The 26,661-nt window shown below is 57.9% G+C and carries 29 protein-coding genes and 1 pseudogene; 15 read left to right on the top strand and 15 right to left on the bottom strand.

All coding sequences use genetic code 11. The features are described from left to right. Positions 1–21: 21 nt before the first annotated feature. On the bottom strand, positions 22–2,943 hold the full coding sequence (gene uvrA, locus ASD50_RS10510; protein WP_056240242.1) for an excinuclease ABC subunit UvrA: 2,922 nt from the start codon (positions 2,941–2,943) through the stop codon (positions 22–24). A 1,195-nt stretch (positions 2,944–4,138) separates the two neighbouring features. Between uvrA and ssb the strand changes: the two genes are divergently transcribed. Next, the gene (gene ssb / locus ASD50_RS10495) at positions 4,139–4,660 is read left to right on the top strand and encodes a single-stranded DNA-binding protein (protein WP_056240234.1); all 522 of its coding nucleotides are present in this window, start codon (positions 4,139–4,141) and stop codon (positions 4,658–4,660) included. A 179-nt stretch (positions 4,661–4,839) separates the two neighbouring features. On the opposite strand, the gene lhgO is transcribed toward ssb, so the two are convergent. Further along, positions 4,840–5,970 (bottom strand): L-2-hydroxyglutarate oxidase, encoded by a 1,131-nt coding sequence (gene lhgO, locus ASD50_RS10490; RefSeq protein WP_244484483.1) that lies wholly within the window; start codon positions 5,968–5,970, stop codon positions 4,840–4,842. Between lhgO and ASD50_RS23830 the strand changes: the two genes are divergently transcribed. After that, a complete protein-coding gene (locus ASD50_RS23830; protein WP_244484485.1) occupies positions 5,875–6,081 on the top strand; it encodes a hypothetical protein in 207 nt (68 codons plus the stop codon). The two genes, lhgO and ASD50_RS23830, sit on opposite strands and share 96 nt — an antisense overlap. A 284-nt stretch (positions 6,082–6,365) precedes the next feature. Here ASD50_RS23830 and gfa read toward each other — a convergent pair whose 3' ends face one another. From gfa to ASD50_RS10470, 5 genes and pseudogenes are all read right to left on the bottom strand, one after another. Then, positions 6,366–6,935 (bottom strand): S-(hydroxymethyl)glutathione synthase, encoded by a 570-nt coding sequence (gfa, locus tag ASD50_RS10485; protein ID WP_056240226.1) that lies wholly within the window; start codon positions 6,933–6,935, stop codon positions 6,366–6,368. Between the two features lie 75 nt (positions 6,936–7,010). Next, positions 7,011–7,805 (bottom strand): annotated as a pseudogene (locus tag ASD50_RS10480) (zinc-binding dehydrogenase); the annotation flags it as partial. A 70-nt stretch (positions 7,806–7,875) separates the two neighbouring features. Then, a partial coding sequence (locus ASD50_RS23825; RefSeq protein WP_244484482.1) for an alcohol dehydrogenase catalytic domain-containing protein occupies positions 7,876–8,237 on the bottom strand: 362 nt, incomplete at its 3' end. Between the two features lie 98 nt (positions 8,238–8,335). Continuing rightward, the gene (locus ASD50_RS10475) at positions 8,336–9,682 is read right to left on the bottom strand and encodes an MFS transporter (RefSeq protein ID WP_082549584.1); all 1,347 of its coding nucleotides are present in this window, start codon (positions 9,680–9,682) and stop codon (positions 8,336–8,338) included. Between the two features lie 237 nt (positions 9,683–9,919). Beyond that, the gene (locus tag ASD50_RS10470; RefSeq protein WP_156465018.1) at positions 9,920–10,873 is read right to left on the bottom strand and encodes a LysR family transcriptional regulator; all 954 of its coding nucleotides are present in this window, start codon (positions 10,871–10,873) and stop codon (positions 9,920–9,922) included. Positions 10,874–11,131: 258 nt separating this feature from the next. On the opposite strand from ASD50_RS10470, the gene ASD50_RS10465 reads away from it, so the two are divergent. From ASD50_RS10465 to ASD50_RS10435, 7 genes are all read left to right on the top strand, one after another. After that, positions 11,132–11,824 carry a hypothetical protein gene (locus tag ASD50_RS10465; RefSeq protein ID WP_056240304.1) on the top strand — a complete coding sequence of 231 codons (693 nt, stop codon included), beginning with the start codon at positions 11,132–11,134 and terminating at the stop codon, positions 11,822–11,824. Positions 11,825–11,909: 85 nt separating this feature from the next. Further along, positions 11,910–12,890, top strand: a complete 981-nt coding sequence (locus tag ASD50_RS10460; protein WP_082549587.1) for a PDR/VanB family oxidoreductase — start codon at positions 11,910–11,912, stop codon at positions 12,888–12,890. A gap of 157 nt (positions 12,891–13,047) precedes the next feature. Continuing rightward, complete coding sequence (locus ASD50_RS10455) at positions 13,048–14,034, top strand: Bug family tripartite tricarboxylate transporter substrate binding protein (RefSeq protein ID WP_162252004.1); 987 nt, start codon at positions 13,048–13,050, stop codon at positions 14,032–14,034. 87 nt (positions 14,035–14,121) lie between these two features. Continuing rightward, positions 14,122–15,138 (top strand): proline racemase family protein, encoded by a 1,017-nt coding sequence (locus tag ASD50_RS10450; protein WP_056240209.1) that lies wholly within the window; start codon positions 14,122–14,124, stop codon positions 15,136–15,138. 34 nt (positions 15,139–15,172) lie between these two features. Beyond that, positions 15,173–16,354: an alpha-hydroxy acid oxidase gene (locus ASD50_RS10445; protein ID WP_082549582.1), complete on the top strand. Its 1,182-nt coding sequence runs from the start codon at positions 15,173–15,175 to the stop codon at positions 16,352–16,354. Between the two features lie 38 nt (positions 16,355–16,392). Next, positions 16,393–16,842 carry a tripartite tricarboxylate transporter TctB family protein gene (locus ASD50_RS10440; RefSeq protein WP_056240206.1) on the top strand — a complete coding sequence of 150 codons (450 nt, stop codon included), beginning with the start codon at positions 16,393–16,395 and terminating at the stop codon, positions 16,840–16,842. Between the two features lie 3 nt (positions 16,843–16,845). After that, complete coding sequence (locus tag ASD50_RS10435; RefSeq protein WP_056240202.1) at positions 16,846–18,339, top strand: tripartite tricarboxylate transporter permease; 1,494 nt, start codon at positions 16,846–16,848, stop codon at positions 18,337–18,339. Between the two features lie 143 nt (positions 18,340–18,482). Here ASD50_RS10435 and ASD50_RS10430 read toward each other — a convergent pair whose 3' ends face one another. Then, the gene (locus ASD50_RS10430) at positions 18,483–18,890 is read right to left on the bottom strand and encodes a nuclear transport factor 2 family protein (protein ID WP_056240199.1); all 408 of its coding nucleotides are present in this window, start codon (positions 18,888–18,890) and stop codon (positions 18,483–18,485) included. Positions 18,891–19,592: 702 nt separating this feature from the next. After that, positions 19,593–20,639, bottom strand: coding sequence for a DNA topoisomerase IB (locus ASD50_RS10425; protein ID WP_244484481.1), 1,047 nt, complete (start codon positions 20,637–20,639; stop codon positions 19,593–19,595). A 309-nt stretch (positions 20,640–20,948) separates the two neighbouring features. Here ASD50_RS10425 and ASD50_RS10420 point away from each other — a divergent pair, with 309 nt between their 5' ends. Next, positions 20,949–21,158, top strand: coding sequence for a CsbD family protein (locus ASD50_RS10420; RefSeq protein WP_056240295.1), 210 nt, complete (start codon positions 20,949–20,951; stop codon positions 21,156–21,158). 271 nt (positions 21,159–21,429) lie between these two features. Further along, positions 21,430–21,642 carry a hypothetical protein gene (locus ASD50_RS10415; protein WP_156465017.1) on the top strand — a complete coding sequence of 71 codons (213 nt, stop codon included), beginning with the start codon at positions 21,430–21,432 and terminating at the stop codon, positions 21,640–21,642. Between the two features lie 134 nt (positions 21,643–21,776). Here ASD50_RS10415 and ASD50_RS22425 read toward each other — a convergent pair whose 3' ends face one another. From ASD50_RS22425 to ASD50_RS23820, 3 genes are all read right to left on the bottom strand, one after another. Then, positions 21,777–22,097 carry a plasmid stabilization protein gene (locus tag ASD50_RS22425; protein ID WP_082549580.1) on the bottom strand — a complete coding sequence of 107 codons (321 nt, stop codon included), beginning with the start codon at positions 22,095–22,097 and terminating at the stop codon, positions 21,777–21,779. Between the two features lie 11 nt (positions 22,098–22,108). Then, positions 22,109–22,393: a hypothetical protein gene (locus ASD50_RS10410; RefSeq protein WP_056240191.1), complete on the bottom strand. Its 285-nt coding sequence runs from the start codon at positions 22,391–22,393 to the stop codon at positions 22,109–22,111. Between the two features lie 347 nt (positions 22,394–22,740). Beyond that, positions 22,741–23,040, bottom strand: a complete 300-nt coding sequence (locus ASD50_RS23820) for a hypothetical protein (protein ID WP_244484480.1) — start codon at positions 23,038–23,040, stop codon at positions 22,741–22,743. A 117-nt stretch (positions 23,041–23,157) separates the two neighbouring features. Between ASD50_RS23820 and ASD50_RS10400 the strand changes: the two genes are divergently transcribed. Together ASD50_RS10400 and ASD50_RS22420 are read left to right on the top strand one after the other, a co-directional pair. Beyond that, positions 23,158–24,132 (top strand): SDR family oxidoreductase, encoded by a 975-nt coding sequence (locus tag ASD50_RS10400; RefSeq protein WP_056240187.1) that lies wholly within the window; start codon positions 23,158–23,160, stop codon positions 24,130–24,132. Between the two features lie 25 nt (positions 24,133–24,157). Beyond that, positions 24,158–24,379, top strand: a complete 222-nt coding sequence (locus ASD50_RS22420; RefSeq protein WP_156465016.1) for a hypothetical protein — start codon at positions 24,158–24,160, stop codon at positions 24,377–24,379. A 101-nt stretch (positions 24,380–24,480) separates the two neighbouring features. Here the strand turns inward: ASD50_RS22420 and ASD50_RS10395 are convergent, their stop codons facing one another. Further along, positions 24,481–24,750 (bottom strand): DUF982 domain-containing protein, encoded by a 270-nt coding sequence (locus ASD50_RS10395; protein ID WP_162252003.1) that lies wholly within the window; start codon positions 24,748–24,750, stop codon positions 24,481–24,483. Positions 24,751–24,972: 222 nt separating this feature from the next. Here ASD50_RS10395 and ASD50_RS23055 point away from each other — a divergent pair, with 222 nt between their 5' ends. Beyond that, positions 24,973–25,209: a hypothetical protein gene (locus ASD50_RS23055; RefSeq protein WP_156465015.1), complete on the top strand. Its 237-nt coding sequence runs from the start codon at positions 24,973–24,975 to the stop codon at positions 25,207–25,209. Between the two features lie 146 nt (positions 25,210–25,355). Then, positions 25,356–25,520: a DUF3309 family protein gene (locus ASD50_RS22415; RefSeq protein WP_082549577.1), complete on the top strand. Its 165-nt coding sequence runs from the start codon at positions 25,356–25,358 to the stop codon at positions 25,518–25,520. Positions 25,521–25,642: 122 nt separating this feature from the next. Here the strand turns inward: ASD50_RS22415 and ASD50_RS10390 are convergent, their stop codons facing one another. After that, positions 25,643–25,996 (bottom strand): DUF1236 domain-containing protein, encoded by a 354-nt coding sequence (locus ASD50_RS10390; RefSeq protein ID WP_082549576.1) that lies wholly within the window; start codon positions 25,994–25,996, stop codon positions 25,643–25,645. A gap of 111 nt (positions 25,997–26,107) precedes the next feature. Next, on the bottom strand, positions 26,108–26,590 hold the full coding sequence (locus ASD50_RS23050) for a hypothetical protein (RefSeq protein WP_156465014.1): 483 nt from the start codon (positions 26,588–26,590) through the stop codon (positions 26,108–26,110). Positions 26,591–26,661: the final 71 nt, after the last annotated feature.

Below are 26,661 nucleotides of genomic sequence, written 5' to 3'. Positions count from 1 at the left end.
AACGTTCTTGGACATCGCGCCCTATTCAGCCGCTTCCCTCTTGCCGCCCGGTCTTCTCCCCAGCAGCTCCTTCAGGAACTGTCCTGTATAGCTCCTCGGCTCGGCGACAATCGCTTCAGGCGTGCCGGAGGCCACCAGTTCGCCGCCGCCGTCACCGCCTTCGGGACCTAGGTCGAGCACCCAGTCGGAAGTCTTGATCACCTCCAGATTGTGCTCGATGACAACCACGGTGTTGCCCTGTTCGACCAGTTCATGCAGCACTTCGAGCAGCTTCGCCACATCGTGGAAATGCAGGCCAGTTGTTGGCTCGTCGAGGATGTAGAGCGTCTTGCCGGTCGCCTTGCGCGAGAGTTCCTTGGCGAGCTTGATGCGTTGCGCCTCGCCGCCAGACAGCGTCGTGGCCTGCTGGCCTATATGGATGTAGCCGAGCCCGACCTGTTTCAGCGTTTCCAGCTTGTCGCGTACGGCGGGAACGGCAGAGAAGAATTCGACGCCTTCCTCTACGGTCATGTCGAGAACATCGGCGATCGATTTGCCCTTGAACATCACGTCCAGCGTCTCGCGATTGTAGCGCTTGCCGTGGCAGACGTCGCAGGTGACGTAGACATCGGGAAGGAAGTGCATCTCGATCTTGATGACGCCATCGCCCTGGCAGGCTTCACAGCGGCCGCCCTTAACGTTGAAGGAAAACCGGCCGGGCTGATAGCCGCGCGCTTTCGCTTCCGGCAGACCGGCGAACCAGTCGCGGATTGGCGTAAAGGCACCCGTATAGGTGGCGGGATTGGAACGCGGTGTGCGGCCGATGGGCGACTGGTCGATGTCGATGACCTTGTCGAGGAATTCCAGTCCTTCTATCCGGTCGTGTTCGGCCGGATGCTCGCGCGATCCCATGATGCGGCGCGATGCGGCCTTGAACAGCGTCTCGATCAGGAAGGTGGATTTGCCGCCGCCTGAAACGCCGGTCACCGCGGTGAAGGTGCCAAGCGGGATTTCCGCCGTTACGTTTTTCAGATTGTTGCCGCGTGCGCCCACCACCTTGATGCGTTTGCCTTTCTTGCCGGGGCGACGCTCGGCTGGTGTTGCGATCTCCAGTTCGCCAGACAGATATTTGCCGGTGATCGAGGCCGGATTGGCCATGACCTCGCGCGGCGTGCCCTGGGCGATGACGCGTCCGCCATGAATGCCGGCGGCAGGGCCGATATCGACGACGTAGTCGGCATGAAGAATGGCATCCTCGTCATGCTCGACGACGATGACCGTGTTGCCGATATCGCGCAGGTGCTTCAGCGCATCGAGCAGGCGTGTATTGTCGCGCTGGTGCAGACCAATGGACGGTTCATCCAGCACATAAAGCACGCCGGTGAGGCCCGAGCCGATTTGCGAAGCAAGCCTTATTCTTTGGCTTTCGCCGCCAGAAAGCGTGCCGGAATTGCGCGCCAGCGTCAGATAGTCCAGACCAACATCATTGAGAAAGCGCAGCCGCTCGCGGATCTCCTTCAGGACACGCACAGCGATTTCGTTCTGCTTGTCATTCAACTGCGTCGGCAGGTCCGCGAACCACCTGTTGGCATTGCGAATGGATTGCTGTGTCACTTCGCCGATATGCTTGCCGCCGATCTTTACCGCCAGTGCTTCCGGCTTGAGGCGATAGCCATTGCAGGCCGGGCAGGGGGTGGCGGACATGAAGCGCTCGATTTCCTCCCGCATCCAGGCGGATTCGGTTTCCTTCCAACGCCGCTCAAGGTTCGGGATCACGCCTTCAAACGTCTTGGTGGTCTTGTAAGAGCGCAGGCCGTCGTCATACTGGAAGGCAATCTCGCGCTCATCCGTTCCTTGAAGGATCGCGCTTCTGGCTTCGTCAGAAAGGTCTTTCCATTTGTCACCCAGCTTGAAGCCGTAGACTGTGCCCAAAGCCTCGAGCGTTTGGGAATAATAGGGGGACGTGGATTTAGCCCACGGACTGATCGCGCCGTCGCGCAGCGACACGTTTTCATCCGGAACCACAAGGTGGGCATCTATGGCGCGTTGGCTGCCCAGGCCATCGCAGGTTGGACAGGCGCCGAATGGATTGTTGAAGGAGAACAGCCTGGGCTCGATTTCGGGAATAGTGAATCCCGACACCGGGCAGGCAAACTTCTCCGAGAACAGCACCCGCTCGTGCGTCTCGTTCTTGGATTTGTAGGCGGATTCTTCCGAGGTTTCGCTTGCCGGCAGCGGCTTGTCGGCAAACTCCGCCACCACCAACCCTTCAGCCAGTTTCAGCGCCGTTTCCATGGAATCGGCAAGTCGGGTAGCGAGGTCGGGGCGCACCACTATCCGGTCCACCACCACATCGATGTCGTGTTTGTATTTCTTGTCCAGCGCAGGCACTTCGGCGATCTCGTAGAAGACCCCGTCGATCTTTACGCGCTGGAAGCCTTTCTTCTGCAGTTCCAGGAGTTCCTTGCGGTACTCGCCTTTGCGGCCGCGCACGATCGGCGCCATGATGTAGAGCCGCGTGCCTTCCTCCATCGCCAGCACACGGTCGACCATTTGGCTCACCGTTTGGCTTTCAATCGGCAACCCGGTAGCCGGCGAATAGGGAACACCCACACGCGCGAACAAAAGGCGCATGTAGTCGTATATCTCGGTAACGGTGCCGACCGTCGAGCGCGGGTTCTTCGACGTTGTCTTCTGCTCTATGGAAATAGCCGGAGACAGGCCGTCGATCTGATCGACGTCCGGCTTTTGCATCATCTCCAGAAACTGGCGCGCATAGGCAGAAAGGCTCTCGACGTAGCGCCGCTGCCCCTCGGCATAGATGGTATCGAAGGCGAGCGACGATTTACCGGAGCCGGAAAGCCCAGTCATCACCACGAGGGAATCGCGTGGCAAATCGAGGTCCACATTCTTCAGATTGTGTTCGCGTGCACCGCGAATGGAAATGTATTTTTGGTCGGCCATAGCCGGTCCGCCGCCTCAGATCATGATGTCTCGGAATGGCGGGTTATCCCGGCCTTCCGCCAATATAGGTCGTCTCTACGCGGTTTCGAGAGAAGCCGCACTTCCCCGCCAGCGTTTAAGCGTCTTTCAGGACAGCGGGCAAGCGCAAAGAACAAAAAATGAACAGGCTACTGACAAAACCGGCCATACGGATTCATGTTACAGTGGATCACTTTTGGGTCGATATGCCTGCAAAAGGTTGACGCAGGTGCCAGGAAGGACCAGTCTTGGCAAGTCAGGAAAGCTGATCGCCAAACGGCGATCTTCGCAACCGGCAGGCAGTCTGCGAGACGCCGCAGACCAGCGAATGAAGCGCTTCCGGACACCATGTGCAACGGACAGAAGGAGCGAGGCATGACTCCACCGGACAGTCCCATCTGGCTCTACGCCGAGTAGAGCCGCGATCAGCACGAAACCAAACCAAGGCCCTTGGTTCCCGGTCCGGTTTGATCGTTTCCCTTACAATCAGAAACCATAGTCGGATCGACGGTTGAATCCGCGAAGCATCCGAAGATAAAAAGTCGGTGAAATGCTCCCGACACTATGGGTTGAACCCATTCAAAGCCCCGTCATTCTGCTCTGGCAGCGGCGGGGCTACTCATTTCAGGCGCCCACTTTTTGAGAGGGTGAGGTCGTGTCAGCGGTTTGGCGGTCGGGTCGAGCCAACTCCCACGTCAATGGTGACATCGCCAGAAATGCGTACATCGACATTTCCGATCTTGAATTGGCCTGACTTGCCCTGTGGAACCGTATCATCCGGTTCTGCATCAAGCGGTTTGACGATGCTATAGCCATCCATCACTCCGGGCAGAGTGGTGCGGGAACTGCCGTTGGAAACGGAGTCCGCCCAAGCAGTACTCGATACGCAGAATAGAGCTACAGTCAGGGCCGATGCCGATTTACAAAACATGGCCTCAATATAGGGGCATCAAGCGGGTCAAACCAGCATCTCAAGACAAGTCACCTGTCCACAGCAAGGGCCGGGCAGATGGATCGGTTCAACCAGGTGAAATTTTCTTGACTCGATCAAAGGGTATTAATAGAACATATAGAGAACAAAATCTTTGTGGGAAAGAGGCCCTTAGTCGAGCGGAATGAGGCGTCTCGCTATAAGGTGCTGCGGTAATTTCGTTTCGGATAAGCGTGGAGAAGTATCATGGCGGGTAGCGTCAACAAGGTCATCCTGGTTGGTAATCTGGGGGCAGACCCTGAAATCCGCCGGCTAAATTCGGGCGAACCTGTCGTCAATCTGCGCATAGCAACCTCGGAAAGCTGGCGTGACAAGAATTCCGGCGAACGCAGGGAAAAGACGGAATGGCATCAGGTCGTCATCTTTAACGACAGCCTCGCCAAGGTTGCCGAGCAGTACCTCAAGAAAGGCATGAAAGTTTACATCGAGGGCCAGCTTCAGACCCGAAAGTGGGAAAAGGACGGCGTCGAGCGCTACACGACCGAGATCGTACTGCAGAAATTTCGCGGCGAATTGCAGATGCTGGATTCACGTGGGCAAGGTGAGGGCGGCCAGGTTGGGGGGTACTCCGGCGGCGGTGGTGGCCGAAGCTCCGATTTTGGCCAGTCCGGCCCCGGCGACTATGGTTCCAATCGTGGTGGCGGCGGCGGCCCGAGCCGTGGTGGCGGCGGTGGCTCTCGTGATTTGGACGACGAAATCCCGTTCTGACTTTTGTGGCCACGGCACTGTGATTTTGTGCTTGGTCAACAGGTTGATGCTGTTTCTTGATTCAGGCGTGCGTGCCCGGTTGCCGGTTCGCGCCGCCTGAAACCGAAGAATCTGTTTCCGATCAGTACGATACGTCGGCAAATGGAATCAGTTCTTGCGGCTGTTTCCGCGTCTCTGGATCACGCAGCCAACAACTTGTCGACGATCATCTTGCCGATTGGAATTGCGGAAGTGGCCGCAGGCGAGGGCGCATTGCAGACATGCAGCATGCGCTCCGATTGCACGAATAGAAAGTCGTGTACCAATGTTCCATCTTGCATCACCGCTTGTGCGCGAATACCGGCTGGCCACGGCTGCAGGTCGCTGACCTCGAGTTCCGGACAGTATTTGCGGCAGGCTTCGAGATAGCGCCGCTTGGAAAGCGAATTCCCGAACTCTGTCACGCCGGAGCGCCAGTTAGCGGCGATCAGCTTCCAGAATCCGGCAAAGCCAAGCATGTCTGCAATGTCTGACCCCCGCATCGTGCCTTTCGGATAACCCTCGCGGTCGAAACCGAGCACGGCGTTCGGCCCTACCGTCACTCTGCCGTCGATCATCCGCGTCAGGTGGATGCCCAGAAAAGGCAAATCCGGATCGGGGATCGGATAAATCAGGTGTTTGACGATGCTGGAGAGGCGAGGCGGCAGCACGTGATATTCGCCGCGGAACGGCACTATGCGGTGCTCGATCTTCAGGCCAGCCATTTGCGCGAGGCGGTCGGATTGCAGCCCGGCGCATGCAATCAGCCGCTTGGCTTCGATCCTGTTGCCACCAACCTCAATAACCACACCGTTGCCTTGCTCCCGCAGTGCCGTGACGGGTAAACCAAAGCGGATTTCTCCCCCCTTTGCCTTGATGGCCCCGGCCATCGCCTCGCTCACCTTGCGGTAACTCACGATCCCGGTGGCAGGCACCAGCAGCGCTCCAAGCCCCGAAATGCGCGGCTCGGCTTTGCGTAGTTGCGTGGCATCGAGGTGTTCGAACGCGATGTCGTTCTGCACCGCCCGCTTCGCCAGTGCTTCCATGCGCTCGAGTTCCAGCTTGTCGGTCGCCACGAGAAGCTTGCCGCACTGGTCGAAGGCAATATTGTTGTCGCGGCAGAATTGCTTGGTCGCTGCTGCGCCCTCACGGCAAAGGCGTGCCTTAAGTGAACCCGGTTGATAGTAGATGCCGGCATGGATGACGCCGCTGTTGTGGCCGGTCTGGTGAACGGCTACAGCGCCTTCCTTTTCCAGGACGACAATCCGCACACCTGGCTCGCGCTGCAGCAATTCCATGGCAACTGCCAGGCCGACGATGCCGGCGCCCACCACGCAATAGTCGAATGTCATTTTGCCGCTCCGCTTCGTCGCCTTCGTTTACGTCGATTTGCGGTGGCGTGAAATAGCGCGCAGGGAGGGCGTCAACGGAAAAGGGCTTGCTGCACCAGCTCTTGGCTCTCGCCTGTCGAGACAGGCAAAGCTTGGCCGGCGTGTGTGCAATAGGTTGGACTATTCACGCCGGCCAATACGGTGGTCGTTGCAACCTCCGCACGAGGTTAACTAGGGCGCGCCGCATGACCGACCACTGGCGCTCTTGCAAACGGTGCTGGCACGCCAACTGTCGGCTGCAGGGCTCTGCCGGTGTCAGCTAAGGTTGGATACCTAGCACCCGGCCATGCTTCGGCTCAGGCCGGCAGTGCGCCGGACTTCTTGGCGGTCCATGTGGCGATATAGTCCATGAGGCCGGGCGACAGGCAGTCGTAGGGCTCAAGGCCGGCGTCCTTCAGCTGGGCTCGAATCCCGTCCATGCGGGTTGGGTCTACGCCCGCCTCGATGATCGACGATACGAAGGCCGCGAAGCCGGGCGGAGACCAGCCATCTTCCTCGAACCGTTCCGGATGAACGAACGACAGTCCCTTGAACGGATGGTCGCGCTCGACCGGCCCGTACATGTGCACGCCGCATTCGGTGCATGCATGGCGCTGGATCAGCGCGCTGGCGTCCACCACTTTCAACTTACTGCCGTTTTCTATCACTTCGACGTTATCGGACGGAGCCACGGCGACGGCGGAAAAGAGCGCGCCTTCAGGCTTCCAGCACTTGGTGCAGCCGCAGGCGTGGTTGTGAAGGATCTGGCCTTTAATTTTCACTTTGACGGGCCGGCTTTTGCAGGCGCAGACCAGCGTTCCACCGGCGAAACTCGAGCTTTCCTTCGGTAGTCCGTTGTCGATGGCCGGATGCAGTTTCTCAGACATTTCTATTCCTCCTGTGAGTAGGACCTTGGGTGGCCTTTAAATAGTGGAAGCTGGCAAGCGCTTTGCTGCCTGTTCCTAAAACACGACGACGGATCTGATGCTCTCGCCGGCATGCATGAGGTCGAAACCCTTGTTGATGTCCTCGAGCTTGAGGATATGGGTGATCATCGGGTCGATCTGGATCTTGCCGTCCATGTACCAGTCGACGATCTTGGGCACGTCGGTGCGGCCGCGCGCGCCGCCGAAGGCGGTGCCCATCCAGGTGCGCCCGGTGACCAACTGGAACGGCCGCGTCGCGATCTCCTGGCCGGCGCCCGCAACGCCGATGACGACCGACTTGCCCCAGCCCCGGTGCGAGGCCTCCAGCGCCTGGCGCATCACCTTGGTGTTGCCGGTGCAGTCGAAGGTGTAGTCGGCGCCGCCAATCTGGTCGGCGCCGCGCTTGGTCAGGTTGACCAGGTAAGGCACGATGTCGCCGTCAACCTCCCTCGGGTTGACGAAATGGGTCATGCCGAACTTCTCGCCCCAGGCCTTCTTGTCGTTGTTGAGATCAACGCCGATGATCATGTCGGCGCCGGCCAGCCTCAGGCCCTGGATGACGTTCAGGCCRATGCCGCCAAGCCCGAACACCACAGCGGTCGCGCCTTGCTCGACCTTGGCGGTGTTGATGACCGCGCCGATGCCGGTGGTCACGCCGCAGCCGATGTAGCAGATCTTGTCGAAGGGCGCGTCGGGATTGACCTTGGCCAGCGCGATCTCGGGCAGCACGGTGAAGTTGGAGAAGGTCGAGCAGCCCATGTAGTGGAACAGCTTGTCCTTGCCGATGGAAAAGCGGCTCGAGCCGTCCGGCATCAGGCCCTGGCCCTGGGTGGCGCGGATCGCCGTGCACAGATTGGTCTTGCGCGACAGGCATGACGGGCACTGGCGGCATTCGGGCGTNCCGTCCGGCATCAGGCCCTGGCCCTGGGTGGCGCGGATCGCCGTGCACAGATTGGTCTTGCGCGACAGGCATGACGGGCACTGGCGGCATTCGGGCGTRTAGAGCGGAATGACGTGGTCGCCCTTCCTGACGCTGGTGACGCCCTTGCCGACATCGACGACGACGCCTGCGCCCTCATGGCCGAGGATGGCCGGGAAAATGCCTTCGGGATCGGCGCCAGATAGCGTGAACTCGTCGGTGTGGCAGATGCCGGTCGCCTTGACCTCGACCAGGACCTCGCCCTCGCGCGGACCCTCAAGGTCAACCTCCATAACCTCGAGAGGCTTTCCAGCGGCAACAGCGACTGCGGCGCGGGTTTTCATAGATTTACTCCAGCTATTCTTTAATCGTGGAAGTGTGGGGCTTATCAATATTAAGGCGGGCAACCGGTGCCGGCTGCCCGCCTCATATGCGTTTTCGTTCAGTTGGCGGAGGCAGCCGAATGTGCGGACCGGTCGGCTGCCGACGATCCAATTGCCGAATCCGCGACCTCGCCGAAATCCTTCGGCATCCGCTGGCTCAGGATCATGACACAGACAATACTCAGCACAGCCATCGCCGCGAGATAGTAGCCGATGGAGTGCGAGCCGTAGGTCGCTGCAAGCTCCGTGGCGATGATCGGCGCCAATGCTCCACCGAAGATGCCCCCGAGGCTGTAAGCCAGGGCGGCACCGGTGTAACGAAGGCTTGGCTTGAACAGTTCCGGCAGGAATGCACCCATCGGGCCGTACACGCCGCCCATCACGGCAAGAGTGATCGACATCGCCAATGCGATTAGCCAGGAGTTTCCGGTGTCCAGCATCGGGAAGAAGAAGAACGACCAGACGATGGCGACGAGTGCCGAGATGATGATGACGCGTGGCCGGCCGTAGCGGTCGCCAAGCATTCCGCAAACCAGTGTCGATGCAGCCATTGCGATGACCGCGACCATCGTCAGGCTGAGCATATGCGAGCGTTCCAGACCTAGGGTTTTGACCCCGTATGACAGGCCGAATGTGCCGGTGGTAAAGAACAGAACATATGTGATTGCAGTCGACATGCCACCCAGGACAACCTGCAAGGAATTGGTCTTGAGGACACTGACGATCGGTGCGCTCGATTGAACTTCCTTGTCCAGCACACGCTGGAAGACCGGGGTTTCGGCTATGCTGAGGCGGATATACAGACCGAACACGATCAAGACCGTGCTGAGCAGGAACGGGATACGCCAACCCCAGCTCATGAACTGTTCGTCGCTCAGGAAAAGGCTTAGCCCGAGGAAAATTCCGTTCGAAAGAAGGAAGCCGGGCGCGCTCCCCAACTGCGGCAATGCGCCGAACAGCCCCCGCCGCCCCTTGGGCGCAAACTCCGTCGCGACTAGCGCGGCTCCGCCCCATTCGCCACCAAGGCCGATGCCTTGCATGAAGCGTAGGAGGCACAGCAGAACCGGTGCGGCGATGCCTATGGATTCGTATGTTGGCAGAAGCCCGATGGCGACGGTGGCTATGCCCATTGTCACCAGTGAGGCAACGAGCATGGCCTTGCGGCCGATCCGATCGCCGAAGTGTCCAAACACCACTGCCCCAAGCGGGCGCGAAACGAAGCCCACGGCAAAGGTGGCGAATGCCGCAATAGTTCCGACAACGGGATCGAGGCTTGGAAAGAATATCTTGCTGAAAACGAGCGCTGCGGCAATTCCATATATGTAAAAATCATAAAACTCGATAGTTGTTCCAATCAAACTTGCAATGGCAACGCGCCGCTGCATAGACTTCGAAACCTCAGCCATATTTCCCTCCCAAAGGTACGTGGCGATCAATCCTGGACCGGGCGAACCTGTTCTCAACGGCTTTGCCGCGCACAAATCCACCCGGAATCCGGCGGACGATAGTCAAAAGTTAGTCGCATGCAATATCGATAATTTTGTATGCATTGCCGGAATTCCGTGTTACGCGAGAGCGCGCACACACGAACAAAATCTGGCGCAAGCCTAAATTTCCCATCAAAAAAATTTTCAAACGTCGCTTTAAGCGGCGCCAGATTGTGTGATCGGGCCGGCAGGTAAGGGCCCGCGGTTCAAAGCCGCCTGATGGCGCGAGATTTTCGTGATCCATGCGCGCAATTCTGCCCCGAGTGGCTTTTCGAGCGCCGAGCGCTGCCATGCGAGGAAGTAGGTGTGGGACAGCTCGAGCCGCAAGTCGAAGGGAACCACCAGTCGTCCGGCGACGAGGTCGTCGTGGACCATGGATAGCTGAGCCAGGACGAAGCCGCGGCCATTGATCGCCGCATCGATGGCTGCGCTGGAAATCGAAAACCGGAGGTAACGTGGTGTGCTAGGCGGCGCCTCGCCGATGCTTGCTGCCCAATCCACCCAGGTCGGTGGTTGCTGGTAGCTCGAATCCCACTCGATGCCGAGCAACGGGCGGCTGAGAATGTCGGCAGGCCGTTCCACCGGGTTTGTGGCCAGGAAGACGGGCGAGCACGCGGGCACGACCCAGTCGGTGAACAACTCGGTGTAGTGCTCAAATGTTCTGACCCGGTCGCCATAGGAAATCCGAAAGTCGACCGGTTCCTCGCCTTGGCGTGGCTCGGTGCCGGTCCCGACGAGACGGATGTGGGCGCCCGAGTTGGCCTGCCAGTCGAACAGTTGTGGCCCGACCCACTTGCTTGCGAGTGAAGGCAGGCAGCTCAGCACCAGTGTGCTTTCGGCCCGGATAGACTGCAACTCGTCCTGCGCCTCGCGAAGTTGGTCGAATGCCCGAGTAACTTTCTCGTGGTAGATGCGGCCCCAAGGCGTCAGCGAGATGTTCTTGCCATGCCGCTCCAGCAGGCGCAGGCCCAACATGTCCTCGGCGCGCTTGATCTGCTGGCTTACAGCTCCGCTCGTTACACCCAGCTCATCGGCGGTTGTGGCAACGCTTCCGTGCCGGCCGAAAGCCTCAAAGGTCTGTATCGCCCGCAATGGCGGAAGCTTTCTCACATCCCGGCTCCAACCGAAAATCTCTGCTTTAGTAAAACTAAATCAGATCGCAATTTCAATCATTTTGATTGGGACGGCGTCGCGGCTATTGTCCGGATGTCTGAAACGGGCCGCTTGGAGCGAGCCGGGAGGCGAGGTTCTCGCCCGGACAAATGAGGAAATCCAGATCTTGTGCGGACCGCGCCGGATAGCGGCAGGCCGATGGCGAGGTCGTGCAAACAGATCACCGTGACGGGTGTCGCGGACAAGGAGGAAACGATGGTTGACGTACGCAGAGTCAGGGGCGGGGACGGTCTCGCTGAAATCAACGATGAACTCGACCAGATCCTCGACTCTGTGGTTGAGAATACGCGCCTTGCAACGGAATCGTTCTTTGCCTCCTATGACAAGAACCCCGATCCGAAGGTCCTCGCTGCATGGCTGGCGCCGCGCGCCTGGCGAGAGATCGACTACGTTTTCCTGCTGAACGAACAGATCCGTCGCTACGGCCTTGAGTTCGAGCGCAAGCACATCACCTTGCTTGCCAAACAGTCTTTCCAGGAAGCCGAGCACTACGAAATCGTCGGAAAGGCAATCGAGTCGCTTGGTGGCAAGGTGCCGACCTCGGTTCCGCCCGAAGCCAAGCCGTGGAGTGACTTCTTGTGGGACTGCCTCGAGCGTCACCCGCTGGCGGCCATTGCGGCTTGGAACTGCTCGGAAACCTCGGCGTCCGGAAGCTTCGAACCGACGTTTAAGGCTGGGGAACGGCACGACTTTGCCGAGGTCGTCCGTGTCTACAAGCAGATCGAGACAGACGAGAAGTTCCACGTCGGCCTCGGTCGGCAGGTTCTGGCGGCTTACGCCAAGACTGACCACGACCGCGATGAAATCCTGCGAGCGATGCGCGGCATGCGTGACATTGCCTGGAAGACCTTTACGCCAGAATCCGTCGCCCAGGCTCGCAGCGCCTGAGCCCAGCGGTGAGGCGGCGCAGCTTCTGCCTGCCCCGCGATTTGGCGGACCGAACAAGTCGATGAAACCGGCGCGGATTGAGACCATGACGACATTCGATTCCCGGTCGCTGGGACAGGCGAGCGAACTTTACGATCTGACCATTGCGGAACTGCGGCCAGCCGCGGAAGGCGTCGTCAGTCTCGAATTGCGTGCTCCGGATGGGGCTGACCTGCCGGAATGGCAGCCGGGCGCACATATAGATGTGTTGCTCTCAAACGGCATCGTCCGGCAATATTCGCTTTGCGGAGATCCTTCCCTGCGCGACAGGTGGCGGATCGGAGTGCTTCGCGAGCCTTCCAGCCGCGGTGGGTCAAGCCATATCCACGAGCAGTTGCGGCAGGGCGATACGCTCACCGTTGCCGGCCCGCGCAACAATTTCAGGCTTGTTGAGGCGGATCGCTATCTCTTTGTCGCCGGCGGTATCGGTATCACGCCAATGCTGCCGATGATCCGTTCGGCTGCGGCGCAAGGCAAGCCGTGGACTCTTCTATATGGCGGGCGCAGCAGGCGTTCGATGGCGTTTCTTGATGAGATTGCAGGGCTTGCCGGTGGCGAAACTCATATCGTGCCGCAAGACGAGATGGGGCTGCTCGATCTCCAGAAATTTCTCGGGCAGCATCAGCCCGATACGCTTGTCTATTGCTGTGGGCCAGGCCCGCTGATCGATGCGGTGGAGGCCAAGTGTCAGGTCTGGCGTGCAGGCGCGCTGCATCTGGAACGGTTTGCGCCAAGTGACAGGGCCGCCAGGAAGGAAAAGGGCAGCTTCGAGGTGGAGCTTGCGCGCTCCGGGCAACGTCTGGTCATCCCGCCTTACCGCAGCATTCTTGATGTCCTGAAGGAGAACGGCTGCCAGGTCACCAACTCCTGCTGTGCCGGCATCTGCGGCACTTGTCTTGTCAAAGTGCTCTCCGGTGTCCCTGATCACAATGACGATGTGTTGAGCATCGAGGACCAGGAGGCGGGAGAGGTCATGCTTGTTTGTGTCTCGCGCTCGAAAAGCGAGCTGCTCGTGCTCGACTTGTAACGCGCGGACAAGTGGAGGTGGCCGCAATTAAGGAGTGATCAACGCCGCTTGGGGTCGACCGGGACCCACGCGGCCAAGCTGCATGTTTCGGACCTTGGGAGAGAGGGTTTGGAAGATGAACGATCTGCATCAATGCAAATGGGAGGAACTAATGCATTTGAACGGGCGTAAGCATAAAGCAGACTTCTGGATCGCTGCCGCGCTCGGCGCGGCCGTGATGTTTTCGGGATCGGCGTTCGCACAGGAATGGACGCCTAGCAAGCCACTGCGCCTTGTCGTGCCTTATCCGGCAGGCGGAACGAGCGACACGATCGCTCGCCTGATAGCTCCCGGCCTTGGTGATGCCCTCGGTCAACCGGTCGTCGTTGAGAACAAGACAGGCGGCGGCGGCGTGACCGGAACGGAGGCGATCTTGCGATCCCCTGCGGACGGCCACACCTTTGGCATTGTTGCGAGTTCCTACGCTTCGAGTGTCAATCTCGTTCCCGATCTGCCATTTGATCCCGTCAAAGATGCGCAACCACTGACGATGGTCACTCGGGTTGGCGTCGCTCTGGTCACCAATCCCGACTATCCGGCCAAGACGCTGCCGGAACTGTTGGCGCTGGCCAAGGAAAAGCCCGGCACAATTGCCTATGGCTCAGCTGGCAACGGCCTCTCTGGGCATTTTTCAGGTGAGGCAATGAAGCTTTCCGCCGGCGTAGACATGGTTCACGTGCCGTATCGCGGTGGGGCTCCGGGTCTGAACGACGTTTTCGCCGGCCAGATACCGATGATGTTCAATGTGATCTCTTCGGTGATGTCGTCCGTCGAGGGCGGGAAGGTCAGTCCTTTGGTCGTCACCAGCGCCGAACGCTCCAAGGTCCTGCCGGATGTGCCGACGATGGCTGAGGCAGGGGTGGCAAACGTCGAAATCTATGAGTGGTACGGGCTGGTCGCGCCCGCCGGTATCCCGCCGGAAGCTACCAAGCGTCTTCATGCGGAACTTGAAAAGGTCCTGAAGGAGCAGGCCTTTGTCGAGCGCATGGACAAGCAGGGCATCGAAGTGGTGGCGAATTCGCCCGAAGAGTTCACGGCCTTCATCACTTCCGAGATCGATCGTTTCGGCACGCTCATCAAGTCGGCGAACATTTCGCTCGATTGATCTCAGCCATTTAGAGCGCCGCAGCCGCGGGGAGTCCCGGCTGCGGCGCGCAACAACATCCAGCAACTTCAATTGGAGCGGTATTGCATGAAACGAACGACGTTTGTGGACGCCGTCTACACCCAAACCGAAGGCGAAACGACCTGCATCATCAACGGACAGTTCCTCTTTCCGGGAGGAACCACGCTTCTTGAGAAGCGGGAGCATTTCAAGAAGCGCTTCGATTGGGTGCGCAAAGCCATCTTGAATGAGCCGCGCGGTCACAACGATTTGTTCGGCGCGCTGATCGTTCCATCGTCCAGCCCGGAGGCCGATGTCGGCATCATATGGCTGGATGGCGACGGCTATGGCGATATGTGCGGCCATGGCACCATCGCCACCTCCATGATCATGACGGCTTTCGATCTGACGCCACAATCGTCGAGCCCAAATCGCATCCGCATCGAAACGCCGGCTGGCATCGTGGTCTCGGAAGTGGAAGTCGAAGGCGAAGAGGTCAAGTCGTGCCGCTTCGAAAACGTGCCCGCCTTTCTCGCCGAACAGGATATTCCGGTGGAGTTGCCCGAGCTTGGAAAGGTTCAGGCCGACATTGCTTTCGGTGGCAACTACTTCATCACCATTCCCTTGCCGGAAACATTCTGCCGCATTGCTCCGGAAAATGGTGCGATCCTGGCTAAGCTGGGCGTACTCGCCAAGCGGCAGATCAACGAGAAGATAAAGCTCGTTCATCCGGAAAAGCCGCACATCACCGAAATCGACCTGGTGACCTTCTACCAACCCTCTCAAAGGCCCGGCGCTTTCTATCGCTGCGTCCACACTTATCGCAATGGCAAGATGGATCGCTCACCCGGGGGAACCGGCACGTCGGCCATGCTGGCGATGCTTGAAGGGCGCGGCCGCATCAAGGTGGGCGAGCCGATTCAGGCGGAAGGCTTGTTGGGCTCGGGTACATTCGAAGGCTGCATCGTTCGAGAGACCAAAGTCGCCGGCAACCGTGCCGTGGTTCCGACGGTCAAAGGGCGGTCTACCATTGTCGGTTTCGCCAAGTGGCATCTCGATCCCAATGATGAGAATGGCAAGGGCTACGTGATCAGCACCGTCTAGTCACGGTCACGTGTCGTGCCAGGGAGGATTTCAAGTGGCGAGTGCTAGAGCCCTGACGCGGGCACGCAACATCAGCGACCTGCGCGAACTCGCCCAACTGCGGGTTCCTCGTTTCTCGTTCGAGTATGTCGATGGCGGTGCCGAAGATGAATTGACGATGGCGGCCAACCGGGCCGCATTCGCCGGTGTGCAGATTCTGCCACGGCAATTGGCAGGCATTTCATCCATCGATATGTCCATCGATGTGATGGGTGAGCCTTCGGCACTTCCGATCGTGGTGGCTCCGACCGGATATAATGGCATGCTGGCGAAGGACGGCGATCTGGCCTTGGCCAGGACCGCACTGGATGCCGGCTTTCCGTTCACGCAAAGCACCATGTCCAGCAGCACGATAGAGGAGGTCGCCGCGGCGATGGTCGGCGGCCGCCACTGGTTCCAGCTCTATATGCTCAAGGACACGGCGATCACCAAACGCCTCGTCGAACGCGCTTTGGACGCTGGATGCGAGGCGTTGGTGCTCACCAGCGATGCCATCGTGCTCGGCAATCGCGAAGGCGACAAGCACAACTATGCCGGCCCGGGCAAACTGACATGGCGCGCAAAAATAGATGTCGCCTCTCGCCTGTCGTGGGTGCTGGATGTCGTGGTGCCGCATGGGCCGCCGGGCTTCGGCAATCTGACCGAGTTTCTCCCCAAGGGGCAGAGCAGCGCCATCGACGGCGCGCGCTTCATATCTGCGCAGATGGATTCGGCGCTGTCGTGGGAAAGCGTTTCGTGGCTGCGCTCCATCTGGCCGCGCAAGCTAGTGGTCAAGGGCATCATGCGCGCGGAGGATGCCCTTGCCGCCGCCGAGAGAGGCGTCGATGCGATCGTGGTCTCAAACCATGGCGGACGCCAGCTCGATGGGGCGGCAACCTCGCTCGGCGCGCTTCCGGCAATAAGCAAGACGCTGGACGGTCGTTGCGAGATCTTTCTGGACAGCGGTATCCGGCGGGGAGGGGATATCTTCAAGGCGGTTGCGCTTGGGGCCAACGCGGTGCTTTGCGGGCGTGCCATGCTCTACGGCCTCGCGGCTGGAGGTGCTGCAGGTGCGTCGAGATCGGTCGAAATTCTCCGCACCGAACTTGAACGCACCATGATGCTAGCCGGCCAAAATTCACTCAGGCGCATCGACACATCCGCACTGTGTGAACGATCGCCGCTGCTTCGGCGGTGATTGGGCATTTCAACAAAAAAGAAAAGAAGGGAGCCTCCATGCGCTTGGTGAAGAGTCCAAACGATATCCTCCTCGCAGCGACACTGCTGGCAATGGCAGGCTTGCTCTACTGGCAGGTTTCCAAATTGCGGGTGGGCACAATCCTGCGCATGGGGCCGGGCTACATGCCCACTATATTGTGTGCTCTGATCGCACTGGTGGGGCTTGGCATTTTCGCCCGCTCTTTTTTCTTTCAGGGCGACAAGCTGCGCTCCTTGCCTGTACGCCCACTCACTTTCATTTTCCTCGGATTGCTGTCCTTCGGCCTGCTAATCGAGAAACTCGGCCTGTTGGTGGCAATGCCGACGCTGGTCATATTGGTTAGCGTTGCCGATCGCGATAGCAGCAAAGGCGAAGTCGCGGCCCTCGCGATTGTTATGACCTTGTTTTCGGCATGTGTTTTCGTATGGGCGTTGCGCCTTCCAATTCCACTCTGGACGGCGGGTTGATCGATGCTTGATGCATTTTCGAACCTTTTCGCCGGTCTGTCGGTCGCGCTGCAGTTCCAGAATATTCTCTATTGTTTCAGCGGCGCACTGATCGGAACTTTGATCGGTGTTCTACCGGGACTGGGGCCGGTTGCCACCATCGCCATCTTGCTTCCAGTAACCTTCTACCTCCCTCCAGTGGCGGCTCTGGTGATGCTCGCGGGTATCTACTACGGAGCGCAATATGGCGGGTCGACGACAGCCATCCTCGTCAATCTTCCGGGCGAGAGTTCATCCGTCGTAACTTGCCTCGATGGCTATAAGATGGCCCGCAACGGCCGCGCCGGTCCCGCTCTTTCAATCGCAGCCCTGTCGTCGCTATTCGCGGGCTTCATAGCCGTGCTCTTGATGGCGGTCTTCGCCACCGGCCTCAGCGAATTGACGATGTTCTTCGGGCCGGCCGAGTACTTCTCCCTCATGGTTTTCGGACTGATCGCTGCGGTCATATTGGCTCAGGGATCCGTGCTCAGCGCCTTGGCTATGGTCTTTGTCGGGCTGCTTTTGTCGCTGGTTGGCACTGACGTTTCGAGTGGCGTGCAACGCATGACTTTCGGCTTCTTTGATTTGAGCGACGGCATCGATTTCGTCCCGCTGGCGATGGGTCTGTTTGCGGTTGCCGAGATTCTCAAGAACCTCGAGGACCCTGAAGAACGCGTAGTACTGAAAGGCAAGATCGGGCGGCTGCTGCCGAGCCGCGAGGAATTCAAAAGGTGCATTCCTTCTGCATTGCGCGGCACATTCATCGGGTCGTTTCTTGGCCTGTTGCCGGGTGGTGGGCCAACCTTGGGCTCATTCGCCGCCTACACGGTCGAGAAACGCGTTTCCAAATACCCGCAGCGCTTTGGCACCGGTGTGGTGGAGGGGGTGGCCGGGCCTGAAGCGGCCAACAACGCCAGCGCGCAAACTGCTTTCGTGCCCTTACTGACGCTGGGCATTCCGTCGAACCCGACGATTGCCATGATGGCTGGCGCGATGCTCATTCATGGCATCCAGCCGGGGCCGGAAGTCATGACCAAGAACCCGGACGTATTCTGGGGCCTGATCGCCAGCATGCTAGTCGGTAACCTGATGCTCGTAATCATCAACCTGCCACTGATCGGCGTTTGGGTTTCGCTCCTGAAAATCCCGTACCGGCTGTTTTACCCGGCAATCCTGGTGTTCTGCTGCATCGGTGCCTACAGCGTGAACAACAACGTCTTCGATATTTATGTGATGATCTTTTTCGGCATCGTTGGCTACGTGTTCATGAAATGGAACGCAGAGCCGGCACCACTGATCCTCGCATTTGTCCTGGGGCCGCTCATCGAGGAGCATTTCCGTAGGGCAATGCTGCTTTCGCTGGGTGATCCGACGACCTTCGTCAGCCGCCCAATCAGCCTGGCGCTGCTGGTGGCTGCGGTCGGCTTGGTCCTGATCACAGTCGCACCACGCCTTCGCCGCCGGCGGCATGATGCGTGAGCTGTCGCTGCGCTTGATCGAACAGTGGGCCGGTGCCCGACCCTTCTGCTCAATCGGTTAGCTTTGGATGCGGTCGATTTGATGGCGGACAGCCACGAAACCGAACTGTCCGCCTTAAGTGCAAACGCCTCGACAACGCTGCTTCAGTATTGCGGCACTTTGTAATCGAGCGCCTCGGACACGATTGCGGTGTCGCAATAGTGCTTGTAAGTGGTCAACATTCCGTCGCGAGCGGTCCAAAGATGAATGGTTTCCATCTCAAACGATTTTCCGGTCGCCGACGCCGTTGAGCGATACTTTCCGGTTACGATGATATTTTCTGCATCGATTTCGATAAACCGGTCTGTGTCCACTGCCCAGAAATCAAAATATGCGCCGAAATCCTGGAAGAACTTCTTCGTAGCGTCCAGCCCGGCGTGGTCTCCTCCGAAAGGAAAGCCTTTCATTATCGCCAGATGGAAATCCTTGGTGAAAATCTCGTCGAAGTCGCCCTCAGCCCCATTCACGATATCGTAGAAACGCTGCACTAGTTCACGGATCTTACGTGCCATCTTATCTTTCTCCCAAAAAAATAGCCACCGCAGCACCTCGTGCTGTCAGTGGCTCCATTGCCCTATGATTCAGTTATTCTAATACAGTCAAATTATCACTGCTAGGAAGATTACTTGCCTGTCGATAATTTGTCAACATTGCAATCCCTCTTGGCGCGCTTGCCTGCGCGCGCTGAACAAAGCGATGAACGTGAGGGTTGTTCAATTTCTCAAATTTACAACGTGTTGATTTTATAGAGAATTACATCGATTTTAGCTGATGGCGGAGGGGTGGTCGCTGAAAACCAACCTTCTCCGCCCAAGGGTAGTATCGTTGCACAAAAAATACCCGGTCCTAGATGCAGGCTCGCAATGTGTCACTTGTCGAGCCGAACTCAAACCCGAAGGCTGATTTTTATCATGAATCAAACTTATCAAAACTAAGCATCCGACAGGCAACCTGAGTGTTGGTTCCTGTTGCCACCATCAACACTCTCCTCATCGTGATAGCTCGAGGACAGAGGCAGATTGTGAACACCAGAACATGCTTTTCGTGCGATGGGCAAATTGCTTAAAGTGCTGCGGGCCGGATGGGATAGGTGCTCGTCTGCCACTTCGTTGGCCAGGAAGAGAAACCGGGAAAAAGACTTCCTGTTCACCGCTACCATCGGGCCCGGTTGACACGGCCCGCAGCAGTCCAAACGCCTGGAACAGGAAAAAGGTTCATGATCGGGCCTTCTTGAGCCAGTTCAACATCCCGGTTTCGTCCGCATTGAAACCATCACGCGCATGCCTGCCCCTTGCAGCTTGCCAGTTCCTCCCGTTGAGTTTTCCTTCCAACCAGTCGTTGAGTACGGTTGGGTGAATGTAGGATTTGCGACAGACCGAGCGCGTGTTGACAAGCCGTTCTGCGACTTTGTCGATGATCCCGTTCAGGACGCGCTGTTGTGCTGCCTTGCCTTCGGGAAGTTCTGTCTTTGCGAGAAGCGTCGCCGCATGGATGGTACCGCCCCAGGTCCGGAAGTGCTTGGCGCTGAAACCATTGCCTGCGGCTTCGCGAATATAGCAGTTGACGTCCTGTGAGCTAACCGGCCGCCTGATGCCATCTTCATCCAGATACTGAAAAAGCTTCTGCCCCGGAATGTCTTGCGCGCCGCGAACGATGCGAGCGATGCGCCGATCGACAAGCTTCAGTTTCCATTCCTTTCCCGACTTGCCCTTGAAAGCAAAACGCAGGCTTGCCCCCTCGATGTCGACGTGACGGTCGCGCAAGGTCGTCAGGCCGAAACTCTTGTTGTCCTTGGCGTAGGCGGCATTGCCGATCCGTATCATCGTATTGTCGAGGAGCCACACCACCGCTGCCACAACCCGCTCGAAGGGTAGACCATGCCGCCTTAGATCGGCATCCACCCGGGCGCGCAATCTGGGCAATGCCTTGGCGAATTCGACAAGGCTGTCATATTTTTGGCCGTCACGCTCGGCTGCCCAATCGGCATGATACCGGTACTGCTTGCGGCCTTTGAAGTCTCTCCCAGTGGCCTGTATGTGGCCTGCAGGGTCTGGCGATATCCAGACATTCTTCCATGCTGGCGGGATTGCCAGCGCGCGGATGCGCTGGACAGTTTTTCCTTCGCCCAGTTTCTCGCCCTTCGGTCCTACGTACCAGAAGCGCCTCGGTGCGCCTTTGCGGCGAATTCCCGGTTCACTGTCATCGACGTATGTAAGCTGCGCGCCAGTGGCCGCTTCATCACTGTTCGTCGTCTCGAGCATTTGAGGTGACCAACCGTTTCTCACGCGGAGAAACGACATCGTTCATTTCCGGTTCCCGGACTTTCCTATGCGCGCTGAAATTCGAACAAACCTGCATCGGAATCGGAATGAGGGGACGCTGGGCGCCCTGTAAGCGAGCCACACCGGCTTGCCGGTACGCAGATCGAGTTTTCTTGTCATGAGGTCCCCTCTGATCGAGGAGGAAATCGCCATTCGTGAATGCGGTTCCCAAACGAACACGTTTTGTGCGAACCAAATTGTGGCTCAGGCGTTTTCGAAACAGGCGATCCCCGCCTTATGGAGAAAACCATGGACTGGAACCGCGTCGAAGGAAACTGGAAGCAGCTAAAGGGCAAGGTCAAGGAACAGTGGGGCAAGCTCACTGATGATGATCTGGATGTGATCGCCGGCAAGCGTGATCAGCTGGAGGGCAAAATCCAGGAGCGCTATGGTCTCGAAAAGGACCGTGTACGCCGCGATGTGGACGACTGGTACGGCCACCAGAAGTGGCCGATGTAAATGACACCCAACGCCCGCTCGGCATTGGCCGGGCGGGCCTTTTTTTGCTATGTCAAGTTAATATCAATACCCGGTCCTAGGCTGGCGGGTTAGCGCTATCACATGATAGGGCGCGACGCGGTACCGACAATAGTGCGCGTGAAATAGATATGACTCGCTATTGTCGCAGTTCGGGAGGACAATGCACCATCGCCAGCCATTGATTAGGGCGTTGGCGACTGTCAGCGAACAACATGCTCCCGCCCCGACCTCCGTGAAAGGAGGCTCCACGATGCGCATCGCGAACAGACGTTCCGGGTTTTTCACACCTGGTCAGTTGGATGAAATGCAACGGAAACTGGATAGGGATGCCCCTATCGGGGAAACGCCGACAGAGCGGGAAAACCGTGCGCTGGCGATTGTTCTCGGAAGGCAGGCAAGCGACCCCGAGACCTACCGCGAGAAAAAGAACAGGGCAGCGGCTGATCGACCGGCAGCAATTTAATCTCAGTCGGTCGTCTCATTGTCGTTTTCCGCAACAAGATATGGACCCTGGTGGTCCGTGTATGGTGAAGCGAGTCCCCACGCTTGGCCAGACCAAGTTGAACTTGATCAGGTCCGGCCAAGCCGCAATGGACGTCAGTGACGAGCGTGATTTTCCGCGTTCCGCTTGCGGGTAGCAGCTGCTTTCTTTACCGAAGCCGAGCGTTCCGCTTTCGGTCTGGAAGCGGCAGCTTGACCGCCTTTCTCGCCACCTTTGTGGGAAGCGGGATTGCCTGTGTTCTTACCCCGACCAGAACCGCCTGGGTTTTTGCCGCCACCATCGTCTTTGTTGACAGTCGCCCACGCTCGACGTTCAGCCTCTTCCTCAGAAACGCCGCGTTTCTCATAGCCTTCCGCGATGTGATTCGCCTTGCGTTCCTGCTTATCCGTGTATTTGGACTTGTCTCCCCGTGGCATGGAAAGCCTCCTCAGTCCTTATGTTCAGGCATGTCTTTCAATTGGTCCTTCGTCCACGATGTCACAGCATGAACATCGCCATCTTCATCGCGCATGAAGTCGAGGTCGGTGGCGGACACCGCCACGGGCTTGGCGCCAATGCCAAGGAAGCCACCGACATCGATAACAACCTGACTGCCGTGGACATGATCGACAGAGCCGATGGTCTCGTCGTCCTGACCGAAGACAGTGGCGCCCTCAAGGATATCGGGCGTCAATTCAGCGGGTGTCAGGCGAACGTGGTTAGTGTGGTCCATTTGGATGCTCCTTTAGGTTAGACATCCTCAACAACCGAAGCCGAAAAGCGTTCCGAAGGAACTTCGCCTGAGGGCAAATGTGATCGAGCGCTTTTCGCGACTCCCTCGCGCTTCACCGTTTCAGATTGGGGCGTATCTTCTCGACCTCTTCGCGTGTGCTCGTATCGGGAATGTCACTGTCGCCATTTGGGTTAGGCACGGGGTTATCCCTGGTATCCCGTGTCGGTTTGTCTTTCGGTTTACCCGTAGGTTTCGTGGTCTCAGACTTTTTGGATTTCTCAACTTTTGTCATTTCAGCCTCCGATCGGCTTTCCAAATGTGTTGTTGGTCCAAGCGGTGTCGAAGGACTATCCCTCGGCCTTCATCGTCGCAGCCAGCTCGAGCAATTTCTTGCGGTCACGTCCATGCTTCGCAACTAACTCCCTGGCCTGCTTGGGCGACAGGTCTGTATGTTCGGCCAGGTAACGGACATCAGGATCTTCAACACCGCTTGCCGGCTTTGATTTGGTTTCTATAGTCTGATCGGTCATGGTCTGAGCTCCCTTCTTCAGAATCTCTAACGCTTCCTCTTTCGTGATGCCTACACGACGGGCAAAGTAGGCAGCCTCACGCGCGCGCTCGGCCCTATTAATCAAAATGTCGCTCATCGGTTTTCCTTTATTCCAAGATGGAAACCGCTCGGCTTCCCTTCTGTTCCATTGGCGTCTTCTTCGCAGAACTTTCGGGCGCTTCAGGCGTTGGACTTCTTTCAGCGGAGAAATGTCATGGCGGAGACGAGCAGAAGTAGCACTGGCGCTGCCGTTGCAAAACAACAACGGATCCAGAAGACGGTTGCCAGAACGGATGCTGCAGACCGGAAAGCGCAGGACAAGCCAATGCAGGCTGGAGCGCGCCGGTATCCGGTCCCGCCGTTTCCGAAGCAACACTATCCCAAGCCCGGCCACGAACGCGTCCTGGACCCGCAGCCGATGTATGACGCTCCCTTCTATCGCGGATCGCAAAAGCTCCAGGATAAGGTCGCCGTCATCACAGGCGGCGATTCCGGAATTGGTCGAGCCGTGGCCGTATTGTTCGCGCGTGAAGGCGCAGATGTCGTTGTCTTGCATCTTGCCGAGAAGGCCGATGCCGCCGTGACCAAAGCCGCCGTGGAAGGGGAAGGTCGGCGATGTCTGATTATCGCGGGTGACGTTTCCAAGCCGGCGTTTTGCGAGAAAGCGGTTGCAAGGACAGTCGATGCCTTCGGGCAACTCGATATCCTCGTGAACAACGCGGCGTTTCAGGTGCATTCCCACAATTTCGAGGACCTCACAGCCGAGCATTTCGACATGACGATGAAGACGAACCTTTATGGCTATTTCAACATGGCCAAGGCCGCAGTTCCCCACATGCGGCCAGGAGCCGTCATCCTCAACACAGGTTCGATCACCGGCATCGACGGATCGAAGGCGCTGGTAGATTATTCGCTGACCAAGGGCGGCATTCACGCATTCACCCGCTCGCTCGCGGGTAATCTCGTGGGCAAAGGCATTCGGGTAAACGCAGTGGCGCCAGGGCCGGTTTGGACCCCACTCAACCCCTCCGACAAGGAGGCAGAGGATGTTTCCAAATTCGGCTCAAAGACACCGATGAAGCGGCCTGCGCAACCGGAAGAAATAGCGCCTGCCTACGTCTTTCTCGCGTCCTCGCACTGTTCAAGTTACATCACAGGCGAGGTGTTACCTATCATCGGTGGGTACTAGGTGCCGGACATTCTCGGACCGTGAGATGGAACGAACCATCCGCCCCAAGGTTTCTCCCAATATGGACGATGAACCCATGACCAAAAACATTCCTGCAAAAAAGGCACGACAGGGCTTGCGAGGGCGCCCTGTCCTCATAATCCTTATTGTGTCACTTGCGTTGGTTGGAGTGGTGTGGGGTGTTGTGGAATATTACGGGCGCTCGATCGAACCCGCATCCCAACAAGGCCAAACGTTACAAAATTGAACAGCCTGGCTATTGGCACGGATTGAGCGCAGGCGGCAAACTCAAAGTAACTTTTTGAACATCGAGTTCGCCCGTGTGATCCCTGCGCTGCCAATGTATTGTCACAATACGATTGTTGCCTCGGCAAGAATGCCTTCGTTTTCGAGAAATGCGACTAGCGCGTCTCTCGCCTCGTCTGGCCTGATTTGCTCTCGTTGCGCAATTCCAATGGCCTGAGCTGCCAGGTAGTAGAACGGGCCTCTTCTGTCTTGCGGCCACTCATCAAGAAAGAGCTGTGCCTCCTCGAGCGATCCGAGCGGCCTTACGCCGAACTCGACGTCCTTCACCCAGATGCTCGTGGAGAATAGTTTCATGATGACCTCTGCCGCCACGAAGGGAACTCCCATCGAGGATTGAGGTTGCATCCTTCATTTCAAATAATGGCGCGAGAGGCTTCGCGGGGGCGCAAGTGACCCGACCCGCGACCGAACCTGAGCCAAATGATCTCACGACGCACACGGTGCGATGTTGCGGTATCGCCAGCCATTGTTAAGGGCGTTGGCGACTATCAGCTAACAACATGCTCTCGCCCCGACCTCCTGAAAGGAGGCATTATGCGCGCAACTGATAATTTTAGCGGGTTTTTCACCCCCGAAGATTTATCTCAAATGGAACTTGAGTTGAACAAGGATGCGCCAGCCACAGAAAGTATGGCCGAGCGTGAAAGCCGCGCTCTGGCTATTGTGTTGAGTCGACAGTCACGCGACCCGCCCTTGACTCAAAAGAATAACCGGAACGTCGGAACTGATCCGCCCTCGGGAAGTTTAAATGCAGTCAGCCTCGCATCCTGACGAACAGTGCCCAAGACCCCCGCTGCCGACCCCTCCGGCGGCGGGGTTTTGTTATTTGGCGCAAGGCATTTGGGAAATCCGGAACGCTGTGGCGTTCTAATCGTTGTGGTTCGCATTCGTGAACAACCCATCGGAGAGGAGAAATCATGAGTATCGGGACAATTCTCATCATCCTGCTTGTGCTTATTTTGTTGGGCGGATTTAGCGGCCTCGGCGGCGGACCTTTTTATGGAACAGGATATTACGGCGGCGGTGGGTTAGGAGTCGTGTTGCTCATCGTCATTATCCTAGTCGTTCTGGGCAGAATTTAGATTCTCGTCGAAACGGAAGCGTACTGGGGAGGACAAACCTTCCCATGCTATTCTGTGACAACGCCCCATCCGGGTGAATGCCGGATGGGGTTTCTTGGACCGAAATGGCAAAGCCTTGAGTGTCAGTTCAGGATTTGAACAATCTGGTGGGTTTGCGGATCGATGAGTACTGTTCGATCGTTGATGACAGCATAGCGATAGCTCACGTCCGGCACCTCATGCATCACGACCGTATCAGGTACCTTCGTGCCAAGGCTCAATTCCAGCCCCAGGATGTTTATGGATGCTGCTGGGTTTTTGTGCACATATTCCCGGATAACTGTCTGCTGTTGGGGCTGGATCACCACGGCACCCGGGGCGGGTTCGGCCGGCACAACGACAGTAGTGTCGGCCGGCGCGATTACGGTATTCTGTGCTGCCGCAACACCGCCGCTCGCAAGCAATGCAGCTGTAACAACATAAAGAGACGTTTTCATTGGTTTCTCCTTTGCGGTCTTAGATGAGGGAAACCCGAACGTTGGCAAGTAGGTTCCGATACAGAATAAGGTCATTTTGCGTCCGCAAAAGTGTCAGGTGCTCAATAGGGTTCAGGCAGGGTTATAGCCGTCCGAATGGCGCGTCTTTTCATTCACATCATTGCTAGGCTTCGAATTTCCCAAGCCCGGGGGACGCTTGTTTTTTCCTGCGTCCTGAGAAAAATCGGGGTGGCCGGCGAAGATGGAGTCCTTCGGCATAGTTAAGGGATCGACCGTAGATTCCGATATTGCCGGTGTTGCGGGTTTGGCTGAGAAAGCAGGGTCGTCAAAAGGCGGGAAACTTTCGTTCGGGCGCTCATCCTCATCATCGGTCGGCGAGGTAACGAGATCGGAGTCCTTTTCGATCGGCCTTTCGAATGGGAAAGTTGCATCCCCGTCTTCTTTTCCGGAAATTACGCGAGGATTTGCGCTTGAGACACCATCGTTCGAGCCGCCTTTGTGATGCTTTTCAGACTGACCCTCGGCATCTCGCTCTGGCGATGTGTCATTGTCCGTTGGACGGCGGGTGTCCGTAGTCAGGGATTTTGGGACCAACTGGCATCGTGAGCTAACGGAGGCTCTGGTCCATCAGGGTTGTCATATTAGGCTGCCGCATCTCGATGAAG

This window comes from Mesorhizobium sp. Root552 (assembly GCF_001427285.1).
Lineage (GTDB): Bacteria > Pseudomonadota > Alphaproteobacteria > Rhizobiales > Rhizobiaceae > Mesorhizobium.
This window is presented reverse-complemented; position numbering and strand designations above follow the sequence as displayed.

Bases quoted from the DNA above. Each gene is read 5' to 3' on its own strand.
- ASD50_RS10460 (WP_082549587.1), top strand. From the start codon at position 11,910: ATGACGACATTCGATTCCCGGTCGCTGGGACAGGCGAGCGAACTTTAC.
- ASD50_RS10415 (WP_156465017.1), top strand. From the start codon at position 21,430: ATGCGCATCGCGAACAGACGTTCCGGGTTTTTCACACCTGGTCAGTTG.
- ASD50_RS22425 (WP_082549580.1), bottom strand. From the start codon at position 22,097: ATGCCACGGGGAGACAAGTCCAAATACACGGATAAGCAGGAACGCAAG.
- ASD50_RS10435 (WP_056240202.1), top strand. From the start codon at position 16,846: ATGCTTGATGCATTTTCGAACCTTTTCGCCGGTCTGTCGGTCGCGCTG.
- ASD50_RS10390 (WP_082549576.1), bottom strand. From the start codon at position 25,996: ATGAAAACGTCTCTTTATGTTGTTACAGCTGCATTGCTTGCGAGCGGC.
- ASD50_RS10430 (WP_056240199.1), bottom strand. From the start codon at position 18,890: ATGGCACGTAAGATCCGTGAACTAGTGCAGCGTTTCTACGATATCGTG.
- uvrA (WP_056240242.1), bottom strand. From the start codon at position 2,943: ATGGCCGACCAAAAATACATTTCCATTCGCGGTGCACGCGAACACAAT.
- ASD50_RS10410 (WP_056240191.1), bottom strand. From the start codon at position 22,393: ATGGACCACACTAACCACGTTCGCCTGACACCCGCTGAATTGACGCCC.
- ASD50_RS23830 (WP_244484485.1), top strand. From the start codon at position 5,875: ATGGATGACGCCGCTGTTGTGGCCGGTCTGGTGAACGGCTACAGCGCC.
- ASD50_RS10400 (WP_056240187.1), top strand. From the start codon at position 23,158: ATGGCGGAGACGAGCAGAAGTAGCACTGGCGCTGCCGTTGCAAAACAA.
- ASD50_RS10440 (WP_056240206.1), top strand. From the start codon at position 16,393: ATGCGCTTGGTGAAGAGTCCAAACGATATCCTCCTCGCAGCGACACTG.
- ASD50_RS10450 (WP_056240209.1), top strand. From the start codon at position 14,122: ATGAAACGAACGACGTTTGTGGACGCCGTCTACACCCAAACCGAAGGC.
- ASD50_RS22415 (WP_082549577.1), top strand. From the start codon at position 25,356: ATGAGTATCGGGACAATTCTCATCATCCTGCTTGTGCTTATTTTGTTG.
- ASD50_RS23055 (WP_156465015.1), top strand. From the start codon at position 24,973: ATGCGCGCAACTGATAATTTTAGCGGGTTTTTCACCCCCGAAGATTTA.
- ASD50_RS10475 (WP_082549584.1), bottom strand. From the start codon at position 9,682: ATGGCTGAGGTTTCGAAGTCTATGCAGCGGCGCGTTGCCATTGCAAGT.
- ASD50_RS10425 (WP_244484481.1), bottom strand. From the start codon at position 20,639: ATGCTCGAGACGACGAACAGTGATGAAGCGGCCACTGGCGCGCAGCTT.
- ASD50_RS10420 (WP_056240295.1), top strand. From the start codon at position 20,949: ATGGACTGGAACCGCGTCGAAGGAAACTGGAAGCAGCTAAAGGGCAAG.
- ssb (WP_056240234.1), top strand. From the start codon at position 4,139: ATGGCGGGTAGCGTCAACAAGGTCATCCTGGTTGGTAATCTGGGGGCA.
- ASD50_RS22420 (WP_156465016.1), top strand. From the start codon at position 24,158: ATGGAACGAACCATCCGCCCCAAGGTTTCTCCCAATATGGACGATGAA.
- ASD50_RS10465 (WP_056240304.1), top strand. From the start codon at position 11,132: ATGGTTGACGTACGCAGAGTCAGGGGCGGGGACGGTCTCGCTGAAATC.
- ASD50_RS23820 (WP_244484480.1), bottom strand. From the start codon at position 23,040: ATGAGCGACATTTTGATTAATAGGGCCGAGCGCGCGCGTGAGGCTGCC.
- gfa (WP_056240226.1), bottom strand. From the start codon at position 6,935: ATGTCTGAGAAACTGCATCCGGCCATCGACAACGGACTACCGAAGGAA.